Source organism: Nocardia terrae (assembly GCF_009760405.1).
Classification (GTDB): Bacteria; Actinomycetota; Actinomycetes; order Mycobacteriales; family Mycobacteriaceae; genus Nocardia; species Nocardia terrae.
Window position 1 is genome coordinate 969,803 of the sequence record NZ_WRPP01000001.1, and the last position, 23,140, is coordinate 992,942.

Consider the following 23,140-nt stretch of genomic DNA (forward strand, 5'->3'; position numbering starts at 1 on the left):
CGCCGCGTCAGCACAGTGACGACCCGGCTCTGCGCATCTCTTCGGTTGCCCGACATGCCTGAGACACGCCGATTTCACGCAGTAGCGCGCCGGTGGCGGTTCCGACCCCGAGTGCGGCGGCGCGCTCGAGGTCCGCGGCGGTGTCGACGTCCTGCCGCAGTCCGGGCCACTCGCCCAGTAGCTCCACCGCGCCGTCGGCGATGTGGCGGCGGGCGGAGTCCGGACCGAAAAGCGGGTTGAGCGCGGCACTCAGTGGATTGTCACGGTCGCCGCGTACGAGCAGGGCTACCGTGCCGCTGCCCTCGTGATCGGCGACCACCGAGCGGCGATGGCCCGTGCTCGCGAGCATGTCGCAGAGTTCCGCCGGGCGCAGCGCGGGCAGATCCGCTTGCAGGGCAAGCAGATCGACCGGGCCGTGCCGGTGCCGGACCGCGGCCGCGCCCGCCGAGAGCGCGGCATTGAGGCCACTGGTGTGCGGCTCGGTGATCTCGGGCTCGGGATGCACGTGCGCGCCGAGGCCGTGCACGAGTTCCTTGACGGTCGGATCGGGCGTCACCACCGTCACCGACGCGATCCCCCGGGTAGCAGCCGTCGCCGTCACGGTGTCGGCCAGCATGGCCAACACCAGCCGCGGCCGGTGTTCGGCAGGCAACCCATCGGACAGCCGAGACTTGGCGAGTCCGAGACTCTTGACCGCGATGACCGCGTGCACGGACGGGTGCATGCCCGAATCCTCCCACTCCAAGATGACGCGCGTGTGAGCGGCGTCGGATTCTTCGTGATGCCACAACCGGCATGGCTGGTTTAGCGCGCGCATATATTGGGCAGATGGCTAGGGCAGCGGTGTTGGGAGCGGGGTCGTGGGGGACCGCGTTCGCGAAGGTGTTGGCGGAAGCGGGAACCGAGACCACCATGTGGGCTCGACGGCCCGAAGTGGCGAAGGTGTTGGCCACCGAGCATCGCAATCCCTGGTATCTGCCCGATGTCGTGCTGCCGCCGATCGGGGCCACCGATGATCCCGCCGTCGCTCTCGCCGGCGCCGACATCGTCGTGCTGGCCGTGCCGTCGCAGTCGTTGCGCGTCAATCTCGCGGCCTGGAAGGACCTGATTCCCGCCGACGCCACGCTGCTGAGCCTGGCCAAGGGCATCGAGACCGGAACCCTGCTGCGCATGAGCCAGGTCATCGCGGAGGTCAGCGGCGCGGATCCGAGCCGGGTGGCGGTGCTGTCGGGGCCGAACCTGTCGCACGAGATCGCCGCCGGGCAGCCTGCCGCCACCGTGGTGGCGTGCACGGACATGGCGCGGGCGGAAGCGGTCCAGCACGCCTGTGCCACCGGCTATTTCCGGCCGTACACCAATTCCGACGTGATCGGCTGCGAGATCGGCGGGGCCTGCAAGAACGTCATCGCGCTCGCCTGCGGTATCGCCTCGGGAATGGGGCTGGGCGACAACTCGATCGCCACCCTCATCACGCGCGGGCTGGCCGAGATCATCCGGCTGGGCGTCGCGGTGGGCGCGGAGCCGGTCACCTTCGCGGGACTGGCGGGGGTCGGCGATCTGGTGGCCACCTGCACCTCGCCGCTGTCGCGCAACCGCTCCTTCGGGCACGCGCTGGGCGCGGGCGGGACCATGGAGTCGGCGTTGGAGGCCACTCATGGCCAGGTCGTGGAGGGTGTGAAGTCCTGCACATCGGTGCGGGCGCTGGCCGCCGCGCACGGGGTGGAGATGCCGCTGACCAATGCGGTGCACCAGGTGTGCCACGAGGGCATGTCGGCCGTCGAGGCGATGGGCCAGCTGCAGGGGCGACGCCTGAAGTCGGAGTGAATCACCGCTGAGTCGACAGCGACCGGTCGCCGAGCCGAGGCGACCCCGGGGCGACCACGTAACACCGCGGCCACATTCGACCGGGTACGGTTCCGGGCATGACCAACAGGACCAGGGTGGCGGTGGTGTTCGGCGGCCGCAGCAATGAGCACGGGGTGTCGTGTGTTTCGGCGCGCACCGTGCTGGCGAGCCTCGATCCCGAACGGTACGAGGCGGTTCCGATCGGGATCACGCGCGACGGCACCTGGGTGCTCGGCGACACGGACCCGCGGGCGCTGACGGCCGGCGATCGCGCGCTACCCACGGTCGACGAGACGGGCACCGCGCTGGCGCTGACCGCCGACCCGTCGCGGGCCGGCGCGCTGGTGCCGCTGGACGGCGCGGACACGGTGCTGGGCACCGTGGACGTGGTGTTCCCGGTGCTGCACGGCGCGTTCGGCGAGGACGGCACCCTGCAGGGTCTGCTGGAGCTGGCCGAGCTGCCCTACGTCGGTCCGGGTGTGCTGGCCAGCGCGGCCGGGATGGACAAGGAGTTCACCAAGAAACTCCTTGCCGCCGAGGGGCTTCCGATCGGCGTGCAGGTGGTGCTGCGGCCGGGCGTGGCCACCGTGGCCGAGGCCGACCGCGAGCGGCTGGGCCTGCCGGTGTTCGTGAAGCCGGCCCGCGGCGGGTCCTCCATCGGCATCACCAAGGTGGACAGCTGGGACGAGCTCGACGCCGCCATCGCCGTTGCGCGCCAGCATGATCCGAAGGTCATCGTGGAGGCGGGCATCGTCGGGCGCGAAGTCGAGTGCGGCGTACTGGAATTCCCGGACGGCCGGGTGGAAGCCAGTGTGGTGGCGGAGATCCGGATGCCCGAGGACGACACCGAGGCGCCCGATTTCTACGATTTCGACACCAAGTACCTCGACGACGTCTGCGAGTTCGACGTCCCCGCCAAGCTGGACGACGATGTGTCCCAGGAGATCCGGGAGCTGGCCGTGCGCGCCTTCCGGGCGCTGGACTGCCAGGGCCTGGCCCGCGTCGACTTCTTCGTGACCGCCGACGGGCCGGTCATCAACGAGATCAACACCATGCCCGGATTCACCTCCATCTCCATGTACCCGCGCATGTGGGAGGCCACCGGCATCGACAACCGGACCCTGGTGAGCACCCTGGTCGAGACCGCCCGGGCACGTGGCACCGGCCTGCGCTGAGCTGATTTCGAAAGGACCCCGCCCGCGTGTTCGTCGCGGACGGGGTCCTTTTCTGTCGGCCTCGAAGAGATATCGGGCCTCGAAAGATATATCTGTCAGTTCGGGATCGGGTTCGGGTCGATCGGCTTGGCCGGGATCGCCTTGGCGATGGCCTCCGAAACATCCTGCAGCGGGCCCGATCCGACATTGTCGGGCACGGTCAGCGCGATGTAGGTGCCGCGATCGACCGCCCACCAGGTGCCCTGGCTGACGCCGCTGGTCTGATCCCGCACCTCGAACCAGTCCACCTCCGCGCCGCCCGCGACCTTGTTCTTCAGCAGGGGAGAGGTGACATTGAATTCCTGCGGGCGGTCCAGGCCGCAGCGCACCACGATGGGGTCGCCGCCGTCGGGCAGCTGCCAGGCGTGGGTGGCCGGGGGCGCGGGCTCCACCAGCGTGGAAGTGGTGTAATCGCCGATCTTCTCGGGCAGGGCCGACATGAGCGCCGCGCATTCCGCACTGGACGCGGTCGGTGCGGGCACCGCCCCCAGGACCAGCGCGTCCCGGCTGTGGTGCCGGTTGGCCAGCACACCCATGACGAGGATGCCGACGACGAGCGCGACCGGCAGCGCGACCGCGGTGGCGATGAGCGCGGGCGAGCGGCGAACCCCGTAGTCCTCCGAGTCCTCGGCTGTCGCAGCCCCTTCGGTCTGCTCGGTATCCGTGGGTTCCGCGGTGTCGGCGGCTGCCGCGTCGGTCGCTTCCGCCTGCGTGGCGTCCGGCTCGGTGCCGCGGGTGTCGTTGCTCATCCGGTCGTCGGTCCCCGATCGTGCCGTGCCGGGCACGCAGGTCGTGCACTGCCCGGCTGGTGGTCGTCGATTGCGGATTCGAGGGTACCGTCGAGCGGTCAGCCGCCCGCATCACACTCGCCCCGAAGGAGACCGTCATCACCGCCAGCAGCAGGCCGCAGCCCGACCAGCCCGCCCGGACCGTGGGTGAGCTCGGGGAATTCGGGCTCATCGCGCTGGTGAACCAGGGGCGGACGCAGACGCGGTCGGTCCTGCTCGGCCCCGGCGACGACGCCGCGGTGATCGCCGCGCCCGAGGGCCGGTTCGTGGTGACCACCGACATGCTGGTGCAGGACCGGCACTTCCGGACCGACTGGTCCAGCCCCCACGACATCGGGCGCAAGGCGATCGCGCAGAACGCCGCGGACGTGGTGGCCATGGGTGCGGTGCCGAGCGCGTTCGTGGTCGGGCTGGGTTGCCCGGCCGAGACGCCGGTCGAATTCGTGCGGGCGCTGGCCGACGGCATGTGGGCCGAGGCCGGACGTGCCGGGGCCTCCATCGCCGGGGGCGACATGGTGCGCAGCCCGATGCTCATCATCTCGGTGACGGCGTTCGGTGATCCGCGCCGGGCTCCGATCAAACTCTCGAGGTCGCGGGCGGGCGATGTGGTGGCCGTGGCGGGCAGGCTCGGGTGGTCGGGCGCGGGGCTGGCGGTGCTGTCCGCCGGGGCCGATGCCGACGAGTTCGCGGATCTGGTTGCCGCGCACCAGGTTCCGCAACCCCCGTACGAGGCGGTGCTCGAGTTGCCGGACACGGCCGAGATCACCGCGCTCACCGATGTCTCGGACGGTCTGCTCGCCGATCTCGGGCATATCGCCGAATCCTCCGGTGTCGCCATCGATCTCGACTCCGCCGCGCTGGCCGATCCCGAGCTCGAGGCGGCCGGGAAGGCGCTCGGCGTCAACCCCCTTGACTGGATTCTGGGAGGCGGCGAAGACCACGCATTCGCAGCGACTTTCGCCGATTCGGGCGATTTACCCGAAGGTTGGGTACGTGTGGGACGGGTTCTCGCAGGCTCGGGCGTTACGGTGGACGGCACCCACCGGACCGGACTCGGCGGTTGGGAATCCTTCGCATAGACGGGTGCGCTCACGCGATGAATCTCGACACGATAAGTTTTCCCGACATGGGTGCGAAACCACTGTCGGAAGTCATCGATACGGGCTGGGCCGAGGCCCTCGAACCGGTGGCCGACCGCATTGCCGCCATGGGCGAGTTCCTGCGAACCGAAAACGCCGAGGGGCGTGGCTATCTCCCCAAGGGGGAGAACGTGCTGCGCGCCTTCCAGCGGCCGTTCGACAAGGTCCGGGTGCTCATCGTGGGCCAGGACCCCTATCCGACGCCGGGGCATCCGGTGGGCCTGAGTTTCTCGGTGGCCCCGGACGTTTCGCCCATCCCGCGCAGCCTGTCCAATATCTACTCGGAGCTGACCAAGGACCTCGGCCTGCCGATGCCGTCCAACGGCGATCTGTCGCCATGGTGCGATCAGGGCGTGCTCATGCTCAACCGAGTGCTCACCGTGCAGCCGGGCCAGCCCGCCTCGCATCGTGGCAAGGGGTGGGAAGCGGTGACCGAGCAGGCGATTCGCGCGCTCGTCGCCCGTGACCAGCCGCTGGTGGCGATCCTGTGGGGCCGTGACGCCTCGACCCTGAAGCCGATGCTGGGCAGTACTCCGTACATCGAATCCGCCCACCCCTCACCGCTGTCGGCTTCGCGAGGTTTCTTCGGTTCTCGTCCTTTCTCACGCACCAACGAATTGCTGGGTACATTAGGGGCCGCGCCGGTGGACTGGCGTCTGCCGTAGCGCGAACCCCGATGACCTGATTCAGGAGCATGTGTATGCAGAAGAAGACTGCCCGTGGTGTTTTCGTGGCGTTGGCGGCCGGTGCGGCGCTGGCCGCGGCTCCGGCCGCCGCCAATGCCGAGGGCCTGCCGCTGGAGCCGTACTCGCCCGAGGCTCCCCACACCTCGGTCCAGCCCGTCGGCAGCCTGTTGGACACCAATAGCGTGAGCGGGCTGTCGTCGAACGTGACCTCGCGCCTGGCGTGCGTGGTGCAGTCGATCAGCCAGCAGGTGGACTGCCTGAACGGCGCGGCATAGGAATCGGCGCCGGGTCGCGCTGGGTTCAGCGCGTCGGGGCCCGGCGCACCATCCGCACTTGGATTGCGGGCGTGAAGGCTTCGACTCGGCGTTCGCCGTCGAGCTCGAAGCCATATTTTTTGTAGAAGGCGTGCGCGCGGGGGTTCTCCTCGAACACCCACAGCGAGGTGTCGGCCGCGTCGGACAGCACCGTGTCCATCAGGTCGGCGGCCAGGCCGGTCCCGTAGTAGGCGGCACGCACGTACATCGCGTTCAGTTCCAGTGGCGCGGGCGGGTTTTCCTCGCGCGACGGACCCGCGGCCGCGAAACCGACGACCGTATCGCCGACGACGGCCACCACCACGTGTCCCGGATACTTGACGCGGATGCGGTCCCACGCCGCCGCCCGCTGCACGACATCGAAGGCGTCCAGCACGTGCTGGGGGACCAGCCCCTGATACGCCTCACGCCAGCAGGCGACGTGACAGACGCCCAGACCGGCGGTGTGCTCGGGCCCCAGCGGGACCACCTGCCACTCACCCATGCTTTCCACCCGTCGTGTCATCGATTCCGGAAAGACGAAAGCCCCGGAACACCCATTCTGGGTGCCGGGGCTTCCGACGAAAAGCGTATTTCAGCCGCGAACGACCTTGCCGGCCTTCAGGCAGGAGGTGCACACGTTCATGCGGCGGGTGTTGCCCGGGGCAACCTGGGCGCGCACGGTCTGGATGTTCGGGTTCCAGCGACGGTTGGTGCGCCGGTGCGAGTGCGAAACCGACTTACCGAAGCCGGGGCCCTTGGCGCAGACGTCACAGACGGCAGCCATAGTCGCGAGCTCCTTCATGTCATAGTGGGACCCGCTGCACGATGCACAGCGTGTCCGAAAGCTTATGTCTTGGACGTACCTACCAGCTAATAGCTGGTCAACGCGGGCCGATACCTGAGAGGGCAGGACCGTGCCTGCGTGAGGCAACCGCACAAGAGTAGCCAACCGCTCCCGGGCGTGTCCAATTGGGTCCCCGCCGCCCGTTCCCTGTGCCCCGTACGAACACCAGGTGACAGCGCACTGTCGCCCCGCCCTACTAGGCTGGCGCAGGGATTCCATGACATGTGCGGAAGGACGGTGACGGTGCCCGGCGAACTCGACGCGCTCGACGGTACTGCCCTGCTGAGCTGGGGCCGCGCCACCCTCGCCGCCCTCGAACACCACCGCGACGAGATCAACGCCCTCAACGTCTTCCCGGTCCCGGATTCCGACACCGGCACCAACCTCCTCGCCACCATGCGCGCCGCCGTGCACGGGGCTGAAGACGCCACGGGTCCGCGAAGCGGCTCGGAAGATTCGCAGCGGCCGGATGTATCGCAGGTCACACCGGTTCGCGGCCCTGGCGGTGTGATGTCCGCACGGGAGATCGCCGCGGCCATGGCTCGCGCGGCGACGGTCGGGGCGCGGGGGAATTCGGGGATCATCCTGTCGCAGGTGTTGCGGGGGATCTCGGATGCGGTGGCGGATGGGCCGCTGACGGAGCGATCACTTCGGGTGGCGCTGCGGCAGGCGGCGCGGCTGGTTCGGGAGGCTTTGAGTTCGCCGGTCGAGGGGACGATGCTCACCGTGCTGGATCGGGCGGCCGAGCGGGCGGCCGACTGTGCGGAGGAAGATCTGGCGGCCGTGGCCTCGGCGGCGGCGGACGGGGCGGCCAAGGCATTGGGGGAGACGCCGACGCAACTCGGCGTGCTGCGCGAAGCCGGGGTGGTGGATGCGGGGGCGCGGGGACTGTTGGTGCTGCTGGACGAACTGGTGGCCATCGCGGGGGGCAGTGCGCCCACACGACCGGTCTACCGGCGTGATGCGCCGATGCGGCCGCGGACCTCGCCGGGAGGCTCGATAATTCCCGCCCCGGGCGGCGACCTGGGTGCGGCGGTCTCGGAAGCTGCTGCGGCGGTCCTGGATTCGGTCGCGGTCGGTATCTCCGGAGGCGGCGTGCCGCACTATGAGGTCATGTTCCTGGTGCGGGGGACCGATGAGCCGCGTATCGACAAGTTGCGGGATCGGCTTGCTGCACTGGGGGATTCGGTTGTCGTCGTTGGTGACGGCTCGCAAACCTGGTCCGCGCACGTGCATTGCGCCGATGCGGGGGCCGCGGTCGAGGCGGGGCTTGCGGCGGGCACGCTCAGCGGGATTCGGATCGAGACACTGACGCGTTCGGGGCATGCGATCGAGGGTGCTGCGGATCGGGCGATTCTGGCGGTCGCGTCCGGGGCGGGGGCGGTGCGGTTGTTCGAGGACGCAGGGGCCACTGTTCTGGAAGGTGACGTGACGTCGGAACTGCTGCTCGAGGCCATTCGGGGGGTGGCGCGTCGGGAGGTTCTGGTCTTGCCGAACGGTGCTCTGCCCGCGCACGAGTTGGTGGCGGTGAGTGTGGCGGCCCGGGATGGGCAGCGGGAAGTGTTGATGTTGCCGTGCGGGTCGATGGTGCAGGGGCTGGCGGCACTGTCGATGCATGATGCGGGGCGGGCGGCGGCCGATGATGCGTTCGCCATGTCGGAGGCGGCGGCCGGAACCCGGTGGGGCGCTTTGCGGGTCGCGCCGGAACGCGCCCTCACGATGGTGGGGATGTGTGAGGCGGGGGATGGGCTCGGGCTGGTCGGGCACGATGTCGTGGTCATCGATTCGGATGTGGCGGCGGCCGGGCGGACCCTGCTGGATCGGATGCTGGGACTGGGTGGGGAGCTGGTGACGATGCTGGTGGGATGTGCGGCGCCGGAAGGGCTTTCGGTGGAGCTGGCCGGGCATGTCGCGGCGGGGTTCCCGGGGGTGGAGGTTGTCGTGTATCCGGGTGGGCAGGTCGGTGACGTGGTGCAGATCGGGGTGGAATAACTTGCGGATCGGGGCGAAATAGATGGCTACGCTGGGTGATCGGCTCGATCACGTGCTCGGGGTGAAGACCGCCGAGGTGCTGCAGGAGAGCTTCGACATGCAGAGCGTGGAGGATCTGCTGCGGCACTATCCGCTGCGGTATGCCACGCAGGGTCAGCCGCTGACCGAGGAGGAGCCCGAGGAAGGGGCGCACCTCACGGTGATCGGGCGGATCACCAAGACCGATCTGCGGCCGATGAAGAATCGGCGCGGGAGTCTGCTCAAGGTGAGCTTGGACGCCGGTGGCGCGAAGCCCGTCGATATCACCTTCTTCAATGGTGACAAGGTGCGGCACCTGGTGAAAGAGGGTGCGCGGGCAATGATGTCGGGCACCGTGCACTACTGGCGGGACAAGCAGTGGAACCTCTCGCATCCGGATTATCTGATCCTGCCCGAGAAGGGTGAGGGGTCGGTGGAGAGCCTCACCTCCGTGCACGGCGGCGGCGCGCTGCGCGGTCTGGCGCAGAGCGCGAAGGGCGCCGGGGGCATCGACATGTCGTTCTTCGAGCGCGAGTTCATCCCGGTCTATCCGTCGACCGCGAAGGTGCAGAGCTGGACGATCCTGCGCTGTGTGCGTCAGGTGCTCGATCAGCTCGATCCGCTCGAGGAGCCGCTGCCGCAGGAGCTCTGCGCCGAGCATGATCTGTTGCCGGTCTCGGACGCGCTGCGCCTGATCCATCTACCCGAGCGCAAGTCCGATATCGAAGCCGCGCGCAATCGCCTGCGTTTCGACGAGGCCATGGCGCTGCAGCTGGTGCTGGCCGAGCGCCGCCACCAGACCGAGGGTCGCGTGGCCGAGCCGTGCCCGCCGCGCACCGACGGCATTGCCGCGGCCTTCGACAAGCGGCTGCCGTTCGAGCTCACCGAGGGGCAGCGGGCGGTCATCGACGAGATTTCCGCGGACCTGTCGCGCCCGCATCCCATGCACCGGCTGTTGCAGGGTGAGGTGGGTTCGGGCAAGACCATCGTCGCCCTGCACGCCATGCTGCAGGTGGTCGACAACGGGCAGCAGTGCGCGCTGCTCGCGCCGACGGAAGTCCTTGCCGCACAGCATTATCGGTCGCTGACGAAGATGCTCGGCGATCTGGGTGCGGCGGGCACGCTGGAGGCGGCCGAACAGTCCACCAAGGTGGTGCTGGTGACCGGGTCCATGTCGGCGGGCCAGAAGAAGGCCGCCCTGCTCGATGCCGTGACCGGCGAGGCGGGGCTGGTGATCGGCACGCACGCGCTGATCCAGGACAATGTGGAGTTCTTCGATCTGGGCATGGTGGTGGTCGACGAACAGCACCGCTTCGGTGTCGAGCAGCGAGATGCCCTGCGCGCCAAGGCGAAAGGCGGCACCAGCCCGCATCTGCTGGTCATGACCGCCACCCCGATTCCGCGCACCATCGCCATGACCACGCTCGGCGATCTGGAAACCTCGGTGCTGACCCAGCTTCCGAACGGCCGATCCCCGATCACCTCGAAGGTCGTTCCCGCCAAGGTGAAGCCGTCATGGGTGGATCGGGCGTGGGAGCGCATTCACGAGGAGGTCGCGCAGGGGCGTCAGGCCTATGTGGTGTGCTCGCGCATCGGCGACGAGGACGAGAAGGCCAAGGGCGGCAAAGCCAAGGGCAAGGCCAAGTCCGAGGAGGAGAAGGAAGGTCCCACCACCCACTCCGCCGTGGACATGTACGAGATGCTCGCCGCCGGTCCGTTGAAGGATCTGCGGGTGGGTCTGCTGCACGGCCGCCTGCCCGCCGATGAGAAGGACCAGGTCATGCGGGCGTTCAATGACGCCGAGATCGATGTGCTGGTCTGCACCACGGTCGTCGAGGTCGGTGTCGACGTCCCGAACGCGACGGTGATGGCGATCGTGGACGCGGACCGCTTCGGCGTGAGCCAGCTGCATCAGCTGCGCGGCCGGGTGGGCCGCGGTAAGCACGCGGGGTTGTGCCTGCTGATCACCGAGACCAATCCGGTCGGTACGGCGATGGCCCGGCTCGAGGCCGTGGCCGGGTCCACCGACGGGTTCGAGCTCTCCGTGCTCGATCTGCGGCAACGCCGCGAGGGTGATGTGCTGGGTTCGGCGCAGTCCGGCACCGCGCGCAGCCTGCGCCTGCTGTCGTTGCTCGACGACCTCGAAGTCATTACCGCCGCACAGCAATTGGCGCGCGAGATCGTGGCGTCCGATCCGGGTTTGAAGAACCATCCGGGCCTGGCGAGCATGATGCGCGCGGCCGTGGACGGCGAACGCCTGGAGTATCTGGCGAAGTCCTGACGGCGGCTACTCGGCGGGTTCGTCCAATCCGGCCAGGGCCGCCCAGCGCGCGAGTTCCTCGTGATGGGAACCGGTCCGGGTGGCCTCGGCGACGTCGACCGCCGCCGCGTCGTCGTCACTGTCGCCGTGGCGGGTCAGCAACATGAGCGGCCAGGCGGGTTCCGCACCCGTCGCGCCGTCGAAAGGCTCCCACTCCCAGGCGGATTCGAAACGCCATACTCGCGCCCGGGCGTCGGCGACCTGATCGCCGGGTTCGAGGAACGCGTACGGCCGGAACCGCACCTCGAGGGTGCGCGGGATGCCGTCCTCGGGGTCGAACGGCAGCCGCTGTTCCTCGGTCACCCGCAGCATGGTCGGGGGAATCCCGATGCGGCACATCGCGTCCGCGGTGAGTGTTCTCGGCTCGGGCCGGATCCGGAACAGCTCGTGTTCCGGATCCGGCTCGAGGGCCAGCGCCATCACCACACCGTCCTGCCACGGTGAATCGACGAAGATCTCGTCGTCGGTCACCTCGTCCACCCGTGTCTCGGTGAACGGACAGGACACGTCGATGATGTCCCCGACCCGGTATTCGAACGCCACAGCCATCGAACCTAATGGGTCGGGGGTCTCGTGTTCGGGTACGGCTATCCGACAGCGGGGAATTCGTCCGCTTTCACGCCCTTGATGAAGGCTTCCCACTCGCGTCGGGTGAAGAGCAGAACCGCGCCATTCTTACCCTCCTTGCTGTGGGCGACCACTATGCCGCGGCCGGGCCAGTACCCGACCTGAACGCAACTGCCGTTCGGGCCGCTGGCCGTGCTCGTTCGCAACGAGAGTGCGGAAGGCAGATCTGCCTTGGTGATCATGATCGCTTGCCCTTTCCTTTCATCGGTTTTGTCCGGGTTCGGGGCAAGGGAACCGCCGGACGGGTCCGCGATGCGGGACAGCGCCGTCAGGCATCGACTGAATGAAATGTGATCACTGCGCGCCCCCTTGCAGGCGTGATCGCTACGAGCGATCCACCGGGGGCTCGGGCGGAACAAGCATTTGCCGGATGGAAGCTCCGGCGCGGGGTGTTCGACGCCGATCACACTACCGAATGGATGCTGAGCGCGTGCCCGGTATCGCCGCAGAACGGTGATCCGTCATGAGGATTCACAATTGAAGGCCCGTTTCGATTATCGCGTGCGCAACCGTGCGCAGCCGCAGCTGCCGGGCGCGCGCATGCTGGCGGATCAGGGCGAACGCTTCATCGGGGGTGATTCCCTTGGCATTCGAAATGACCCCTTTGGCCTGTTCTATGAGCACCCGGGATTCCAGCGCCTGTTGCAATTGCCCGGTCAATGCCAGCTGCCGATCGCGTCTATCCGCGTTGACGAGGTAGCCGACGGCCGTGTCCGCGAGCACCCGCGCCACCTCGAGATCCGGTTCGGCCCACGTTCGGGGGCGAGCCTCGTAGAGGTTGACCGCGCCGATCGGGTTGTCGCGCAACCGCATCGGAATCCCGGCCACCGCGGCGATCCGATCCTGCCGCGCCACTGCGACGTACTGCGGCCACCGCTGCGCACAGCCGGCGAGGTCTCCGACCGCCACGACCGTGCCGCTGCGGTGCGCGTCGACACACGGGCCCTGCTGACGTTGTTCCTGACAGCGCTCGGCCGCGAGCACGTGCCTGCCCGCCGCCTTCTGCATCCGCAATCGGCCCTGTGACAGCATCACCACGCCGACGCCCGTCAGCCCCAGCACCGAGCTCTCCGCGGCGACGAGCTCCTCGAGCGCCTCGTCCGCGCCGTATTCGGTGGGCAGCAGGCGCGCGAATCGCGTCAATGCCGCTATCAGGGCCGGGCCGTCGTAGCTCATCGCTTTCTCCGTCGCCCTTGTCGTGCCGGTCATTTCCCGGCATACCCCGCCCCTCCGCGTTCGAACATCGCGGCGGGCGCGTGGTGGGGAGCGATGGTGACGCAGGTCGGAATCGAACCGACGGAGATCCTGAGTGAAAATCAGGCTGCCCATATGCCAGCAGAGCAACTGCGCCTCAGGCTGAGCGACGGGACTCGAACCCGCTGAACCCAGTACCACGAACTGGGGCCTCGACCACTTCGGCTTCGCACAGCATGCCCGCGTACGGGGTGGAACCGTACGCGCGATCAGCGTCGTTCTCGGAAGGCGCGCGACGACGCGGCGGCGGGAGTCGAATGATGATGCACTGCCGGTCCTTTCGTCGTCGGGGATGATGCGTAAACGCTAACCCCGCCGCACGGCCGACGCCACCGATTATTGCTAGACCTCGAGGTCCTCCTCGATGCCCTTGAGCCGGTGGCGGGCCATGGCGAGGTTGGCGCGGCCGCGGTCGAGGGCCAGATACAGGAACAGTCCCTTGGACTTTCGGCCGGTCATGGGCCGGATGACGTGGTACTGGCCGGTGAGCGTGATGAGGATGTCCTCGATGTCCTCTTTGATGCCCAGCTGGTCGATGGTGCGCATCTTGGCCCGCACCACCTCGGTATTGCCGGCGGCGGCGATCTGCAGATCCAATTGCTTGGAGCTGCCCAGCATGCCGAGGGCCATGCCGCTGTTGTAGTCGACCACCGCCGCGCCGAGCGCGCCGTCGATCACCATCATGTCCTTCAGTGCGATATCCATGTTGGACATGGGTATTCCTTTCAATCGGTGTTTCACTTGGGGTCGGAAGTCTGGTTGGGATCGCCGGCCACGGTGGTGAGCTGTTCGGCGATGGTGCGGGCGGCCGGCCGTGATTCCAGATGCACGCGGCCGATATTGGTGCCGGGGCCGGCCAGCACGGTCAGCGATGCGGTCCAGCCCACCGCGTAGATCACCACGTCGCCGCCCTCGCCGTGCACCACCACCTCGTGGAAGCCGCCGCCATTGGCGGTGGCGGCCAGGCGATGCGAGAGCGACAGTTGCGCGGCGGTGAGCGCGGCCATGCCGGACGGTTCGATGTGGGCGGGCAGATCGTGTGCGATGAGCAGCCCGTCGGTGGACGCCACCAGCGTCCCGATCAGCTGCGGCACCCGGTCCCGCAGCGCTTTCAGCTCCATGAGTACCTGCGTGTTCGGTTCTGGGCCGGACATCGCCACTTTGGTCAACCTTCCTATCAATCCACCGAGCCGCCTTCTCCGCGCGGTCACGCGAGCTCCTCCAAGGCCGCCTCCTTATTCTTTTGAGTGGCACATCCCTTTTGAGTGGCACTGCCCTTGTGCCCGTGCCGTCGCAGCGTGTGGTCAGGCCAGTTCCTCCAGTGCTGCCCGCAGTCGGATGAGCACGTCCCGGTCGGGCGGCTCCCAGCGGTCGGGGACCGCGACCGCGGCGGCCTGCCGGACCCGGCGGCGCAGCGGCGGCGTGGAATCGGTTGCGGCGGTGGGGTTCCGGACCGGCGCGGGTGCCGAGGCAGGTGCGGGGGCGGTGGTGATCGGGTCGGCCAGCGCGACCATGACCGGCGGTTCGATCAGCCCCGCCCCGGTGAGTTCGCGCACCGCGAGCAGGCAGCCGTAGGTGGTGCGGCCCAGATGCTCGGCGACCCCGGTGATGCTGCGCCGGGCGTCCACGGCGGCGAGCACCTCGGCCTGTCCGCCGGTGAGGACCACCCGCCGACGGCGGACCCGGTGGACCGGCACCACGGCGACCCGGTCGACGAGATCGATCGGCCAGGGCCCGGTGTGGGGATCGCCGCGACGCGTGCACTCGTGGAGGAGCGCGCCGGGGGTGATGCGGCAGGTGCTCGTGAGCCAGTGCGGAGGTCCGGGATGGAAGGCCAGCGGGACGGGCGCGGCCAGCAGCAGGTAGGCGGCGTCGAAGACCGACAGCAGCGCAAGGGTTTCCAGCCGCGGCCCCTGCAGCGATCGGTCCTCGCCGCCCGCGCGAGCACGGCGCCACGCCTCGGTGGTAGCCACTCCGGATGCCACCACCATGCGGTCCAGCGGTGTGGTGCGTGCGCATTCCGCAGCCACGATCGCGCCCTCGACGAGATGAAATGCGCCGTCGCCCACGATGAGTACACCGGTGCCGCGCTGCTGTTCGAGACGGCGCAGTTCGATGACGAGTTCATTGTCCATGATCGTCCTCGGCAAATTCGGCGAGAATTGCCCGCAGTTGGTAACGGGCCATGGCGAGATTGCCGGTGTCGCCGTCGAAGAGTATGTGCACGAAAAGGCGTGCCTCGAAATCACCGTTGATCAAATTCAACAGGTGATATCCGCGGGTGCCGACAATGATGATCTCGGTGATGTCGTCGCCGGGGCGGCCGGTCGCCACGGCCGGTGAGGTGAGCACGCTGTGTACGACATCGGTTGCGGCGGCGGCGTCTTCATGCTGGTCGAGCAGGTCGTGCCGCCCGGCCGCCGCGATGGCCAAGCCGCTCGCCCCGTCAACGAGGGTGACGCTGCACGCGCCGGGAATGTCCATGATGCGTTTGAGACATCCATCAATACCGATCACCGCGCCACCGTTTGTCATCGAGATACTCCGAGCGAATCCAGACGCTACACATGATGTGCTCGTGATGTGTGGCAAACGCTGGTCAATACCTATTGGTATTTGATGTGGTGTGGCGCAATGGATATCCACAATGGATGGTGGAGTTGCCCTTTATCGCAATGGCTTTCCTCGCGATAGGGTAGAAAGTCACCTGGGCATGCGGGGGTACGGCAGATCCGAGCTGGTGTGTTCGCTGATGGCCAGCGGCCGCCCGATCTGCGGGAAGGCGCGCTGGGCGCAGTTGGGGCGCTCGCACACCTTGCAGCCCGCGCCGATGGGCACCGCGGCCGAGGGCTCGTCGAGTTCCAGCCCCCGCGAATACACCAACCGGTCGGCGTATTCGATGTCGCAGCCCAGCCCGATGGCGAATTCCTTACCGGCCGCACCGAATCCGGTGGCGGGAGGCGTGGTGGTGCGCGCCACCCACAGATAGCGGCGGCCGTCGGGCATGGCGGCGATCTGGGTCAGCATCCGGCCCGGATGGTTGAACGCCTCGTGCACCACCCACAGCGGGCAGCTGCCGCCCACCCGGGAGAAGTGGAAGGCGGTGGCGGACTGGCGCTTCGAGATATTGCCCGCGCGGTCGGTGCGGATCAGGAAGAACGGCACGCCGCGCTGGCCCTGGCGCTGCAGGGTGCTCAGGCGATGGCAGACGGTCTCGAAGCCGACCTCGAAGCGCAGGCTGAGCAGATCGATGTCGTAGTGCAGTTCCTCGGCCGAGCGCAGGAACTTGCTGTACGGCAGGATGAGCGCGCCCGCGAAGTAGTTGGCCAGCCCGACGCGGGCCAGGGTGCGGGATTCGTCGGTGAGCGAGGGGCTTTCGTCGAGCACCTCGTCGAGCAGCGCCCCGTGCAGCAGGAAACCGAGGGTGGTGGCGATCTGGAAGGCGCGCTGCCCGGGGCGCAACCGCCGGGCCAGGGTCAGCGTGCGGGTCTCGGGTTCGTAGTGGCGCTTGGGAATGCTCGGGTCGGCCCCGTCGCCGCGCACCAGGACGGTGACACCGGCGCGTTCCTCGGCCACGCGCGCCAGCTGCCGGTCCAGCGAGCCGATGGTGAGCCCGCTCTCGTCGAACAGCCGCTCGGCCGCGAGATCCAGCTGGGCGATGTGATTGTGGTGATCGTAGAAGAAGTCGCGCACGTCCTCGTAGGGCATGGGGACGCCGGGTGCGCCGGTGGGAGTGGCCACCTTGGACGACAAAAGATCCAACTGGTCGGTCGCCGCGCGTAGTCGTCGGTGCATGGCCACAACGATTTTCGCGACCTCGGGCATGCGGGTGGCCAGGTCCTCGACCTCGGCCACCGGCGCGGCATTGCCGCCCGCGGCCTCCACCAGGATCTCGTGCAGATCCGACACCAGGCGCGCGTCGGAGTCCGCGGCGAAGAACTGCACATCCAGATCGAAGGTGGAATTCAGTTTCAGCAGTACGGGAATGGTGAGCGGCCGCTGATCACGCTCGAGCTGGTTGAGGTAGCTGGGGGACAGATCCAGGGATTTGGCCAAGGCCGCCTGGGTCATCCGCCGTTCCTCGCGCAACCGCCGTAGTCGGGCTCCCGCATACATCTTGCGCACGTGCAGGATGGTACCGATTCGGCTTCGCAAACATCGCAATTTGGGGAGACTCGCCGCAACTTCGCGGACCCTGCGTGGCACTTCGTCAATCCGGCGGTGCTGCGTAGCATGCGAATTCGGTGCTATGGGTGGTTTTGCGCGCGAGTCCCCATCGTACGACCATGCCCGCGCCACCGAGGTGGAACGACGTCCGGAATCCGCGCCGAAATCGGCGGGCTCACCCCAAAATCAGGTGAACCTGGAGTTCGCCGACCAGAAATCCGAGCACCGCGCCGATGGCGACCAGCTTCCATTCATCCTGTTTGAACGCCGGGCGCAGCAGACCCTCGTACTCGTCGTCGGTCAGTTGCTTGGTCTTCTCGATCACCAGGTTCCGGACATCGAGCGCCTCGAGGGCGTGCTGATCGAAACCGGAGTGGGCGGCGGCCCTGACGTGGTCGAGGACGAAGGTGACGGCATCGCGCTCGATGGCGGTGTAGCTGTCGCCGGCGACCAGCATGACCAGCGGGCGGGCCGGGCCGGTCTGCAGTTCCAGGAACTCGCTGACGTGGTGGCTCAACATAGAAGCCAACCGGTCGGCGCGTTCACCATTGAGAACGGCCTCGAGAATGCGTGCGGGGGTGAGGATCTCGGTGGCGATGAGGTCGCCGTAGTCGGCGCAGACCTGGTCGCGGCGCTTGTGGAACAGGCCCTGCCACTTGAAGGGGCCGATACCGACCGGACGAATCGGTCGGAAGATCATCTGCAACGCCAGCCAGTCGGTCACCAAACCGGTGAAACCGCCGAAAGCGGGCATGAGCCAAGGGGAATGGGTCAGCGCCCAGGTGATCATCTGCACGAAGCCCAGCACCGTGCCGAAGATCAGGCCCGACCGCACGATGAAGCGCAGTTCGTTGCCGCCGACCCGGCGCACCATGCTCACCAGCAGCGACTTGTCCTCGACCAGCGCGGTGATGGCCATGCCGCGCAGGTCCATCACCTGGTCGATATTGGTGCGCAGGTCGAAGACGATGTCCTCGATGAGCTGCGGCAGATCCCGTTGCGCGCGTTCGATGATGGCGCGCTGGGCGGACTCGGGCATGTTCACCCACAGCCGCGGCTCGTGCTTCATCATCATGGCGCGGACCATGTGGTCGACACCGGCGTCGAGCGGTTCGCGCAGGCGCGTGGTCAGTTCCGCGATATCGATGCGGGCGATGATGTCCTGCGGATCGATGAGCTTGCCGAACATGAGGTCCACGGCGATGGTCGCCATGCGCGGGGCGGCCCGGGGGATCACGCCCTGCCAGCCCAACCACGGTGGGATGCCCTTGAATTCGAGCGGATACATCAGCATCTGCACGGCCGCGATCTTGGTGATCCAGCCGATGAGGGCGGCGACAACGGGAATGGAGCAGTAGAGCAGCCAGTGGTCGGCGAAATCCTGGATCACGACCGGCCCTGCGTCGCTGTCCTCGAGGAGGCACCTGGCCCCTGTGCCCACATGGTTGCCACGACCCACTCCTCGGTGCGATTATCCGTATCCAGCGATACGGGTATTCGTATCGAGGCTCAGGCTAGGAGACCCGTGTGCCCGATGGCAAGACCCGGTCGGTCCCGAGCTCCCCGCCCACCCAACGGGTGATCTCCATCGTGGAGTTGCTGGCGGCCGGACCCGGGCCGCGTACCTCCGCCGAAATCGCCGACGGCCTGGGACTGAACCGGTCCACCGCGGGCACGATCCTGGCCGCGCTCGCCGAACGGGGCTGGGTGCACCGGCTGCCCGATCTCAGCTACGAACTGGGTCCGGCCCTCGCCGCGCTCGGGAGGCAGAGCTCCGGCACCGGCGACCGCGCCTGGCTGGAAAGGGAATTGGAGCGATTGGGCGATCGCGTCGACTGCGGCGCGGCGCTGACCACCATCACCCTCGACCATCTGGAATTCCTGGCCGTCACCCGCGACCGCTACACCGTCGGCATCGAATCCGGCGCGCGCATCCCGCTGCTGGCCCCCGCCGGGGCGGCCATCATCGCGCACTGGGGTTCTGCGCGCCAGCAGGATTGGCTCCACACCCGCGGACCCGAGCGGCGGGCGGAGTACCGCGAGGTGCTGGCGACCCTGCGCGCCACCGGGTTCTGTGCCTGGCGGCTCGAATCCGACAGCCTCCCCAACGCCCGGGTGCTCTCCGAGGTCGCCGACCACCTCGCCGACCAGCCGGCCAGCAAGGAACTCCGCGGCCGCGTGCTGGCCCAGCTGGCCGCGATCGGCGGCAGCGCCTACGACCGCGCCGCCTTCGACCGTGAGGGTCCACTGCCGGTGAGTTACATCAGCGCACCGGTTTTCGACGGCGGCGGGCACGCGGTGATGGAACTCCAGATCGGGCCCTTGCGCGACGAGGTCACCCGGGTCGAGCGTCGCCGCTACCTGGCGGAGCTGTCGGCCGCCGCGCGCCGCATAGGCGAGGGCCTGGAGTCGGCGTCCTCCCGTCGCCCGTGAATCGGCGCCTCACGAGATCCGCGGAATCTGCTGATGGCGCGGCGGGATTCGTCCGGTCGTTCTAGCCCTGGTCCCACACCACCGCCTGCGCGGCGATGACCGAGGCGCCGTTGAAGGTGACGGCGGGCGAACCGTGCAGCCGGTAGCCCTCGTCCAGCAGGGCGCTGATGCGTTCGCAGAACGTCGCGTCATCGGGGCCGGTGATCAGGCGGTAGCGCAGGCGCGTCGGGTCGGTCATGGCGCCAGCCTAGGACGGTGCGGGAGGCCGAATCCACCCGCCTGGTTCATGGCGTGAAAAGTCCCTGATCTGGCGTATTCGGCCCCGACCCTGCCGCTTGGGGCACCAGAACTTTCGGCTGTTCCGGTCGGGTCCGTCTTGACAAGGTTGCCAGCGTTCGACAAACCAGCAGAAGGAGTTCGACGTCATGAGCACAATGCGCCATGCATTCCGTACCGGCCTCGTCGTGACCGCGGCGGCCGTCGCGATCGGTGCGGGTTCCGGGGTCGCGGCCGCGGCACCCGAACCCGCCACCGCCCAGCCGATCTGGTACACCTCGACCGGCAGCGCCGGCCTCGATCTGCTCGGCCTTCTCACCGGCCTGCTCCCGTGGGGGCCGGAGTGCCCGATCGTCAGCTGCCACTGACCTCCTCCCGGCCCCTCTCGGTCACGGGTGGGTGGTGCGCCGGAAGCGGGCCGGGGGAATGTCGTAGCGGGATTTGAAGGCGCGGCCGAAGGCGGCTTCGGAGGTGTAGCCGACTCTTTCGGCGATTTGCGGGATGGGGAGGGTGGTGGTGCGGAGGAGGGTGGTGGCGGTGTCGAGGCGGACCTGGGAGAGGTAGGTGGCGGGCGGGGTGCCGACCCGGGTGGTGAAGCGGGCGGCGAAGGCGGAGCGGGAGAGGTTGCAGGCGCGGGCCAGTTCTTCGACCGTCCAGTCGTGGGCGGGGTTTCGGTGGATGGCGGTGAGGGAGGGGGACAGCTCGGGGTCGAACGCGCCTGCGAGCCAGTTGGGTTCGGCGTTCTCGCGGGCGGCCCAGGTGCGCATGATCTGGATGAACATCAGATCCAGGATGCGGGAGATCATGACCGCGGATCCCTGGGAGGGGGAATGGATTTCGATCTGGAGCATGTGGCGGGCGACGGTGAGGCCCTCGGGGACCGGGGTGCCCGCGCGGCCGAGAAGGACCACGGCGGGCAGGCTTCCGAGCAGGTGATCGGCCTGCGGGTCGCCGATCGCGAAGGCGCCGCAGAGCCAGCGCGCGGGAGTGGGGCCGACATTGGTGAGGCGGTGGGCGTCGCCGCGGGGAAGCAGGACCATATCGCCGGCGCCCGCCCGCACGACGTCGCAGCGCCCGTCGATCCGGAACTCGAGCTCACCGTCCTCGAGCAGATGGAGACGGCCCGTTCCGGCGAAGTCGAGCGCGAGCTCCGATCGCACGGCATGCTCGGCGACCCCTTCCCCGCTGAGCCGGACGCTGCGCAGCAGCTCCGAGAGCAGGTCGAGCGAATCACCTTGCGTCGCTGGACGATCTGCAGGTTTTCCGGGCGGAGCGGTCATGGTGGGCCAGCCCTTCCTCTCACTACTGTCGACAACCGTGAGCGGGCCCACTCACGGAACTCGAACCGCAAAACTAGCCGAGAGGTCTGTCATGCCGGAGCAGGGCAACCCCACCAAGATCACCTTCGTCTATTCCGACCCCGCCGACCCCGATGCCTTCGAGGCCGCCTACACCGACCAGCTCACCCTGGCCCGCAAACTCCCCGGCCTGACCCGCCTCCAGGCTTCGAAGGTCTGGCCCAAGGAGGACGGCAGCCCCACCCCCGCCTACCGACTGCTGGACCTGTACTTCACCGACTACGCGTCCGCGAGCGTCGCCGCGGCGGAGGCGGGCCCCCTCGTCGCCGCCACCCGCGAACACGCCACCGGAGGCTTCATGATCGCCTTCGCGGAAATCCTCGAGGACGCCTGACCGGGCCACTCCACGAAGGCCCGCTGGACCGCTCGGCGGTTCAGCGGGCCTTGAGGATCGCCGGGATCACGTGCTGGGCGAGCACGTCGGGGGAGCGGTCGGTCCAGTTCTGGAAGGACTGCGCGGTCGCCGGATCATCGACGATGACGAGTTTGGCGTGGGTGAGCCCGGAGGAGAGGAATCCGGAAGGCAGGCCGCGTAATCCGCCGTTGCCCGCTTGCTTGTCGGTGCGGATGACGACGACCAGATCGATGTCCGGAATCAGCGCATCCGAGGGGGACAGCGGGCGGGGCGAGGTCTCGCCGGATTCGGCGCGCAGGTCGGTGGCGTAGCGAAATCCGATGTCCTGCAGGAACTTGGCCTGCTCGCTGGTATCCAGATCGGCCGACAGCGAATTGTCGCCGAAGTTGTACACCGCGATGGTCTGGTTCTGGAACTCCGGGTGCGCCGAACGCAGCGACGCGCGGGGATCGGAGGAGGTGGTGGTGACGGTGGTGGAGCCGCGCGTGCCGTTGTCGGTCGCCAGGTAGAGGGCACCGGCCGAAAGGCCCAGCAGCACAACGATGGCCGCGATCGCCAGCGACAGGCGGTGGTGCCCGGTCGGCCGGCGCGGACCCGGCGGCTCGACGCTCACGGTGGGCGGCTCGTCCTCGACAACCGGTGGGGTCCAGGGCAGTCGGCCCCGCATGGCGAGTTCGGCGTCATCGGTGAACGCGCGGCAGGTGTCGTAGCGCCGCGCCGGATCCTTGGCGAGTGCCTTCGCGATCACCACGTCCAATGCGGGCGGCAATCCGGGGCGCAGACTGTTCAGGGCCGGTGGCGGCTCCTGCAGGTGGCCGATCATCGCCTGCGCCAGGGAATCCAGCGGGAACGGTGTGCGACCGGTGAGCAGCTTCACGAACGCGCACCCGAGGCTGTAGATGTCGCCGCGGTGGTCCATCGGTTCCGCCGCCAGGCGCTCCGGGGCCGCGTAGGCCACCGTCGCCATCAGATTATCGGTCGCTGTCAGCTCGCGATTGTCCGAAATCGACTTGGCCACACCGAAATCGGTGAGCAGCACCCGTTCCTCGTCCACGATGGCCTGGTGGCCCGCCCCGCGGGAGAGCAGGAAGTTGGCGGGCTTCACGTCCCGGTGCAGCAGTCCGCACCGATGCGCGTAATCGAGGGCCTTGCCGACCTCGGTGATGATGCGCAGCGCCCGCTGTGGCGTCATGCCCTCCGGGTGCCGTTCGAGCTCGATCGCCGCGTCGGTGCCCGGCACGTACTGCATGGCGATCCACAGCCGTCCGTCCTCCTCGCCCCGGGCGTAGACGGTCACGATATTCGGATGATCCAGCTCCGCGGCGAGATTCGCCTCGCGCTCGAATCGGGCCCGATAGGTCTCGTCGTGGGAGAGGTCGGTGCTGAGCACTTTCAGCGCGTCCTGACGGCCCGGGAAGATCGGGTCCTGCACCAGATACACGGTGCCCATCCCGCCGCTGCCGAGCACCCCGATCACCCGGTAACCGCCCACGATGGTGCCGGGCCGCAATGGCATTCACACACTCCT

General features: G+C 68.3%; 26 protein-coding genes and 1 tRNA gene. 10 read left to right on the forward strand and 17 right to left on the reverse strand.

The annotated features are described in order from the left end of the window. Nucleotides 1-7: 7 nt before the first annotated feature. Nucleotides 8-724, reverse strand: coding sequence for a 2-phospho-L-lactate guanylyltransferase (gene cofC / locus GPX89_RS04410; RefSeq protein ID WP_157355263.1), 717 nt, complete (start codon nt 722-724; stop codon nt 8-10). Nucleotides 725-828: 104 nt separating this feature from the next. Between cofC and GPX89_RS04415 the strand changes: the two genes are divergently transcribed. Next, the gene (locus tag GPX89_RS04415; RefSeq protein ID WP_157355264.1) at nt 829-1,824 is read left to right on the forward strand and encodes an NAD(P)H-dependent glycerol-3-phosphate dehydrogenase; all 996 of its coding nucleotides are present in this window, start codon (nt 829-831) and stop codon (nt 1,822-1,824) included. A gap of 98 nt (nt 1,825-1,922) precedes the next feature. Further along, nucleotides 1,923-3,020, forward strand: a complete 1,098-nt coding sequence (locus GPX89_RS04420; RefSeq protein WP_157355265.1) for a D-alanine--D-alanine ligase family protein — start codon at nt 1,923-1,925, stop codon at nt 3,018-3,020. 95 nt (nt 3,021-3,115) lie between these two features. Here GPX89_RS04420 and GPX89_RS04425 read toward each other — a convergent pair whose 3' ends face one another. Beyond that, nucleotides 3,116-3,808, reverse strand: coding sequence for a DUF3515 domain-containing protein (locus GPX89_RS04425; RefSeq protein WP_157355266.1), 693 nt, complete (start codon nt 3,806-3,808; stop codon nt 3,116-3,118). 182 nt (nt 3,809-3,990) lie between these two features. On the opposite strand from GPX89_RS04425, the gene GPX89_RS04430 reads away from it, so the two are divergent. Genes GPX89_RS04430 through GPX89_RS04440 form a run of 3 tightly spaced genes read left to right on the forward strand, consistent with a single transcriptional unit; the run spans nt 3,991 to nt 5,947 of the window. Beyond that, nucleotides 3,991-4,926, forward strand: a complete 936-nt coding sequence (locus tag GPX89_RS04430; protein WP_407939355.1) for a thiamine-phosphate kinase — start codon at nt 3,991-3,993, stop codon at nt 4,924-4,926. Between the two features lie 47 nt (nt 4,927-4,973). After that, entirely contained in the window at nt 4,974-5,651 is a 678-nt protein-coding gene (locus GPX89_RS04435) for a uracil-DNA glycosylase (protein WP_071811706.1), read from the forward strand. 35 nt (nt 5,652-5,686) lie between these two features. After that, entirely contained in the window at nt 5,687-5,947 is a 261-nt protein-coding gene (locus tag GPX89_RS04440) for a hypothetical protein (RefSeq protein WP_157355267.1), read from the forward strand. A 25-nt stretch (nt 5,948-5,972) separates the two neighbouring features. On the opposite strand, the gene GPX89_RS04445 is transcribed toward GPX89_RS04440, so the two are convergent. Both GPX89_RS04445 and rpmB read right to left on the reverse strand, forming a co-directional pair. Continuing rightward, entirely contained in the window at nt 5,973-6,470 is a 498-nt protein-coding gene (locus GPX89_RS04445) for a GNAT family N-acetyltransferase (protein WP_157355268.1), read from the reverse strand. Between the two features lie 90 nt (nt 6,471-6,560). After that, on the reverse strand, nt 6,561-6,752 hold the full coding sequence (gene rpmB, locus GPX89_RS04450; protein WP_011210730.1) for a 50S ribosomal protein L28: 192 nt from the start codon (nt 6,750-6,752) through the stop codon (nt 6,561-6,563). 282 nt (nt 6,753-7,034) lie between these two features. Between rpmB and GPX89_RS04455 the strand changes: the two genes are divergently transcribed. Together GPX89_RS04455 and recG are read left to right on the forward strand one after the other, a co-directional pair. After that, nucleotides 7,035-8,804, forward strand: coding sequence for a DAK2 domain-containing protein (locus GPX89_RS04455; protein ID WP_157355269.1), 1,770 nt, complete (start codon nt 7,035-7,037; stop codon nt 8,802-8,804). Between the two features lie 22 nt (nt 8,805-8,826). Then, nucleotides 8,827-11,103, forward strand: a complete 2,277-nt coding sequence (gene recG, locus GPX89_RS04460) for an ATP-dependent DNA helicase RecG (protein WP_157355270.1) — start codon at nt 8,827-8,829, stop codon at nt 11,101-11,103. A gap of 6 nt (nt 11,104-11,109) precedes the next feature. On the opposite strand, the gene GPX89_RS04465 is transcribed toward recG, so the two are convergent. The 10 genes from GPX89_RS04465 to GPX89_RS45760 all read right to left on the reverse strand — a co-directional run bounded on the left by GPX89_RS04465 (nt 11,110) and on the right by GPX89_RS45760 (nt 18,580). Next, complete coding sequence (locus GPX89_RS04465) at nt 11,110-11,691, reverse strand: hypothetical protein (protein ID WP_157355271.1); 582 nt, start codon at nt 11,689-11,691, stop codon at nt 11,110-11,112. A gap of 38 nt (nt 11,692-11,729) precedes the next feature. After that, nucleotides 11,730-12,176 (reverse strand): DUF397 domain-containing protein, encoded by a 447-nt coding sequence (locus GPX89_RS45755; protein ID WP_198347255.1) that lies wholly within the window; start codon nt 12,174-12,176, stop codon nt 11,730-11,732. Between the two features lie 64 nt (nt 12,177-12,240). Then, nucleotides 12,241-12,945: a GAF and ANTAR domain-containing protein gene (locus GPX89_RS04475; protein WP_157355272.1), complete on the reverse strand. Its 705-nt coding sequence runs from the start codon at nt 12,943-12,945 to the stop codon at nt 12,241-12,243. 94 nt (nt 12,946-13,039) lie between these two features. Beyond that, nucleotides 13,040-13,120: transfer RNA gene (locus GPX89_RS04480), tRNA-Glu, on the reverse strand. Between the two features lie 245 nt (nt 13,121-13,365). Continuing rightward, on the reverse strand, nt 13,366-13,737 hold the full coding sequence (locus GPX89_RS04485) for a hypothetical protein (protein WP_157355273.1): 372 nt from the start codon (nt 13,735-13,737) through the stop codon (nt 13,366-13,368). Nucleotides 13,738-13,760: 23 nt separating this feature from the next. Further along, nucleotides 13,761-14,144 carry a roadblock/LC7 domain-containing protein gene (locus tag GPX89_RS04490; protein ID WP_235946653.1) on the reverse strand — a complete coding sequence of 128 codons (384 nt, stop codon included), beginning with the start codon at nt 14,142-14,144 and terminating at the stop codon, nt 13,761-13,763. 183 nt (nt 14,145-14,327) lie between these two features. Further along, nucleotides 14,328-15,158, reverse strand: a complete 831-nt coding sequence (locus GPX89_RS04495; protein WP_157355275.1) for a hypothetical protein — start codon at nt 15,156-15,158, stop codon at nt 14,328-14,330. Beyond that, complete coding sequence (locus GPX89_RS04500; protein ID WP_235946654.1) at nt 15,148-15,558, reverse strand: hypothetical protein; 411 nt, start codon at nt 15,556-15,558, stop codon at nt 15,148-15,150. Before GPX89_RS04500 ends, GPX89_RS04495 begins: the two co-directional genes overlap by 11 nt. 168 nt (nt 15,559-15,726) lie before the next feature. Beyond that, entirely contained in the window at nt 15,727-17,148 is a 1,422-nt protein-coding gene (locus tag GPX89_RS04505; RefSeq protein WP_328601498.1) for a short-chain fatty acyl-CoA regulator family protein, read from the reverse strand. Nucleotides 17,149-17,365: 217 nt separating this feature from the next. Next, a complete protein-coding gene (locus GPX89_RS45760) occupies nt 17,366-18,580 on the reverse strand; it encodes a DUF445 family protein (protein WP_198347256.1) in 1,215 nt (404 codons plus the stop codon). 137 nt (nt 18,581-18,717) lie between these two features. On the opposite strand from GPX89_RS45760, the gene GPX89_RS04515 reads away from it, so the two are divergent. Continuing rightward, entirely contained in the window at nt 18,718-19,623 is a 906-nt protein-coding gene (locus tag GPX89_RS04515; protein ID WP_157355276.1) for a helix-turn-helix domain-containing protein, read from the forward strand. A 61-nt stretch (nt 19,624-19,684) separates the two neighbouring features. Here GPX89_RS04515 and GPX89_RS04520 read toward each other — a convergent pair whose 3' ends face one another. Next, a complete protein-coding gene (locus tag GPX89_RS04520) occupies nt 19,685-19,861 on the reverse strand; it encodes a DUF1737 domain-containing protein (protein WP_157355277.1) in 177 nt (58 codons plus the stop codon). Nucleotides 19,862-20,048: 187 nt separating this feature from the next. On the opposite strand from GPX89_RS04520, the gene GPX89_RS04525 reads away from it, so the two are divergent. Further along, nucleotides 20,049-20,267, forward strand: a complete 219-nt coding sequence (locus tag GPX89_RS04525) for a hypothetical protein (RefSeq protein WP_157355278.1) — start codon at nt 20,049-20,051, stop codon at nt 20,265-20,267. Between the two features lie 21 nt (nt 20,268-20,288). Here GPX89_RS04525 and GPX89_RS04530 read toward each other — a convergent pair whose 3' ends face one another. Further along, nucleotides 20,289-21,179 carry an AraC family transcriptional regulator gene (locus tag GPX89_RS04530; protein ID WP_157355279.1) on the reverse strand — a complete coding sequence of 297 codons (891 nt, stop codon included), beginning with the start codon at nt 21,177-21,179 and terminating at the stop codon, nt 20,289-20,291. Between the two features lie 91 nt (nt 21,180-21,270). On the opposite strand from GPX89_RS04530, the gene GPX89_RS04535 reads away from it, so the two are divergent. After that, on the forward strand, nt 21,271-21,591 hold the full coding sequence (locus GPX89_RS04535; protein ID WP_157355280.1) for an EthD family reductase: 321 nt from the start codon (nt 21,271-21,273) through the stop codon (nt 21,589-21,591). 40 nt (nt 21,592-21,631) lie between these two features. Here the strand turns inward: GPX89_RS04535 and GPX89_RS04540 are convergent, their stop codons facing one another. After that, on the reverse strand, nt 21,632-23,128 hold the full coding sequence (locus GPX89_RS04540; RefSeq protein WP_157355281.1) for a serine/threonine-protein kinase: 1,497 nt from the start codon (nt 23,126-23,128) through the stop codon (nt 21,632-21,634). Nucleotides 23,129-23,140 lie beyond the last annotated feature (12 nt).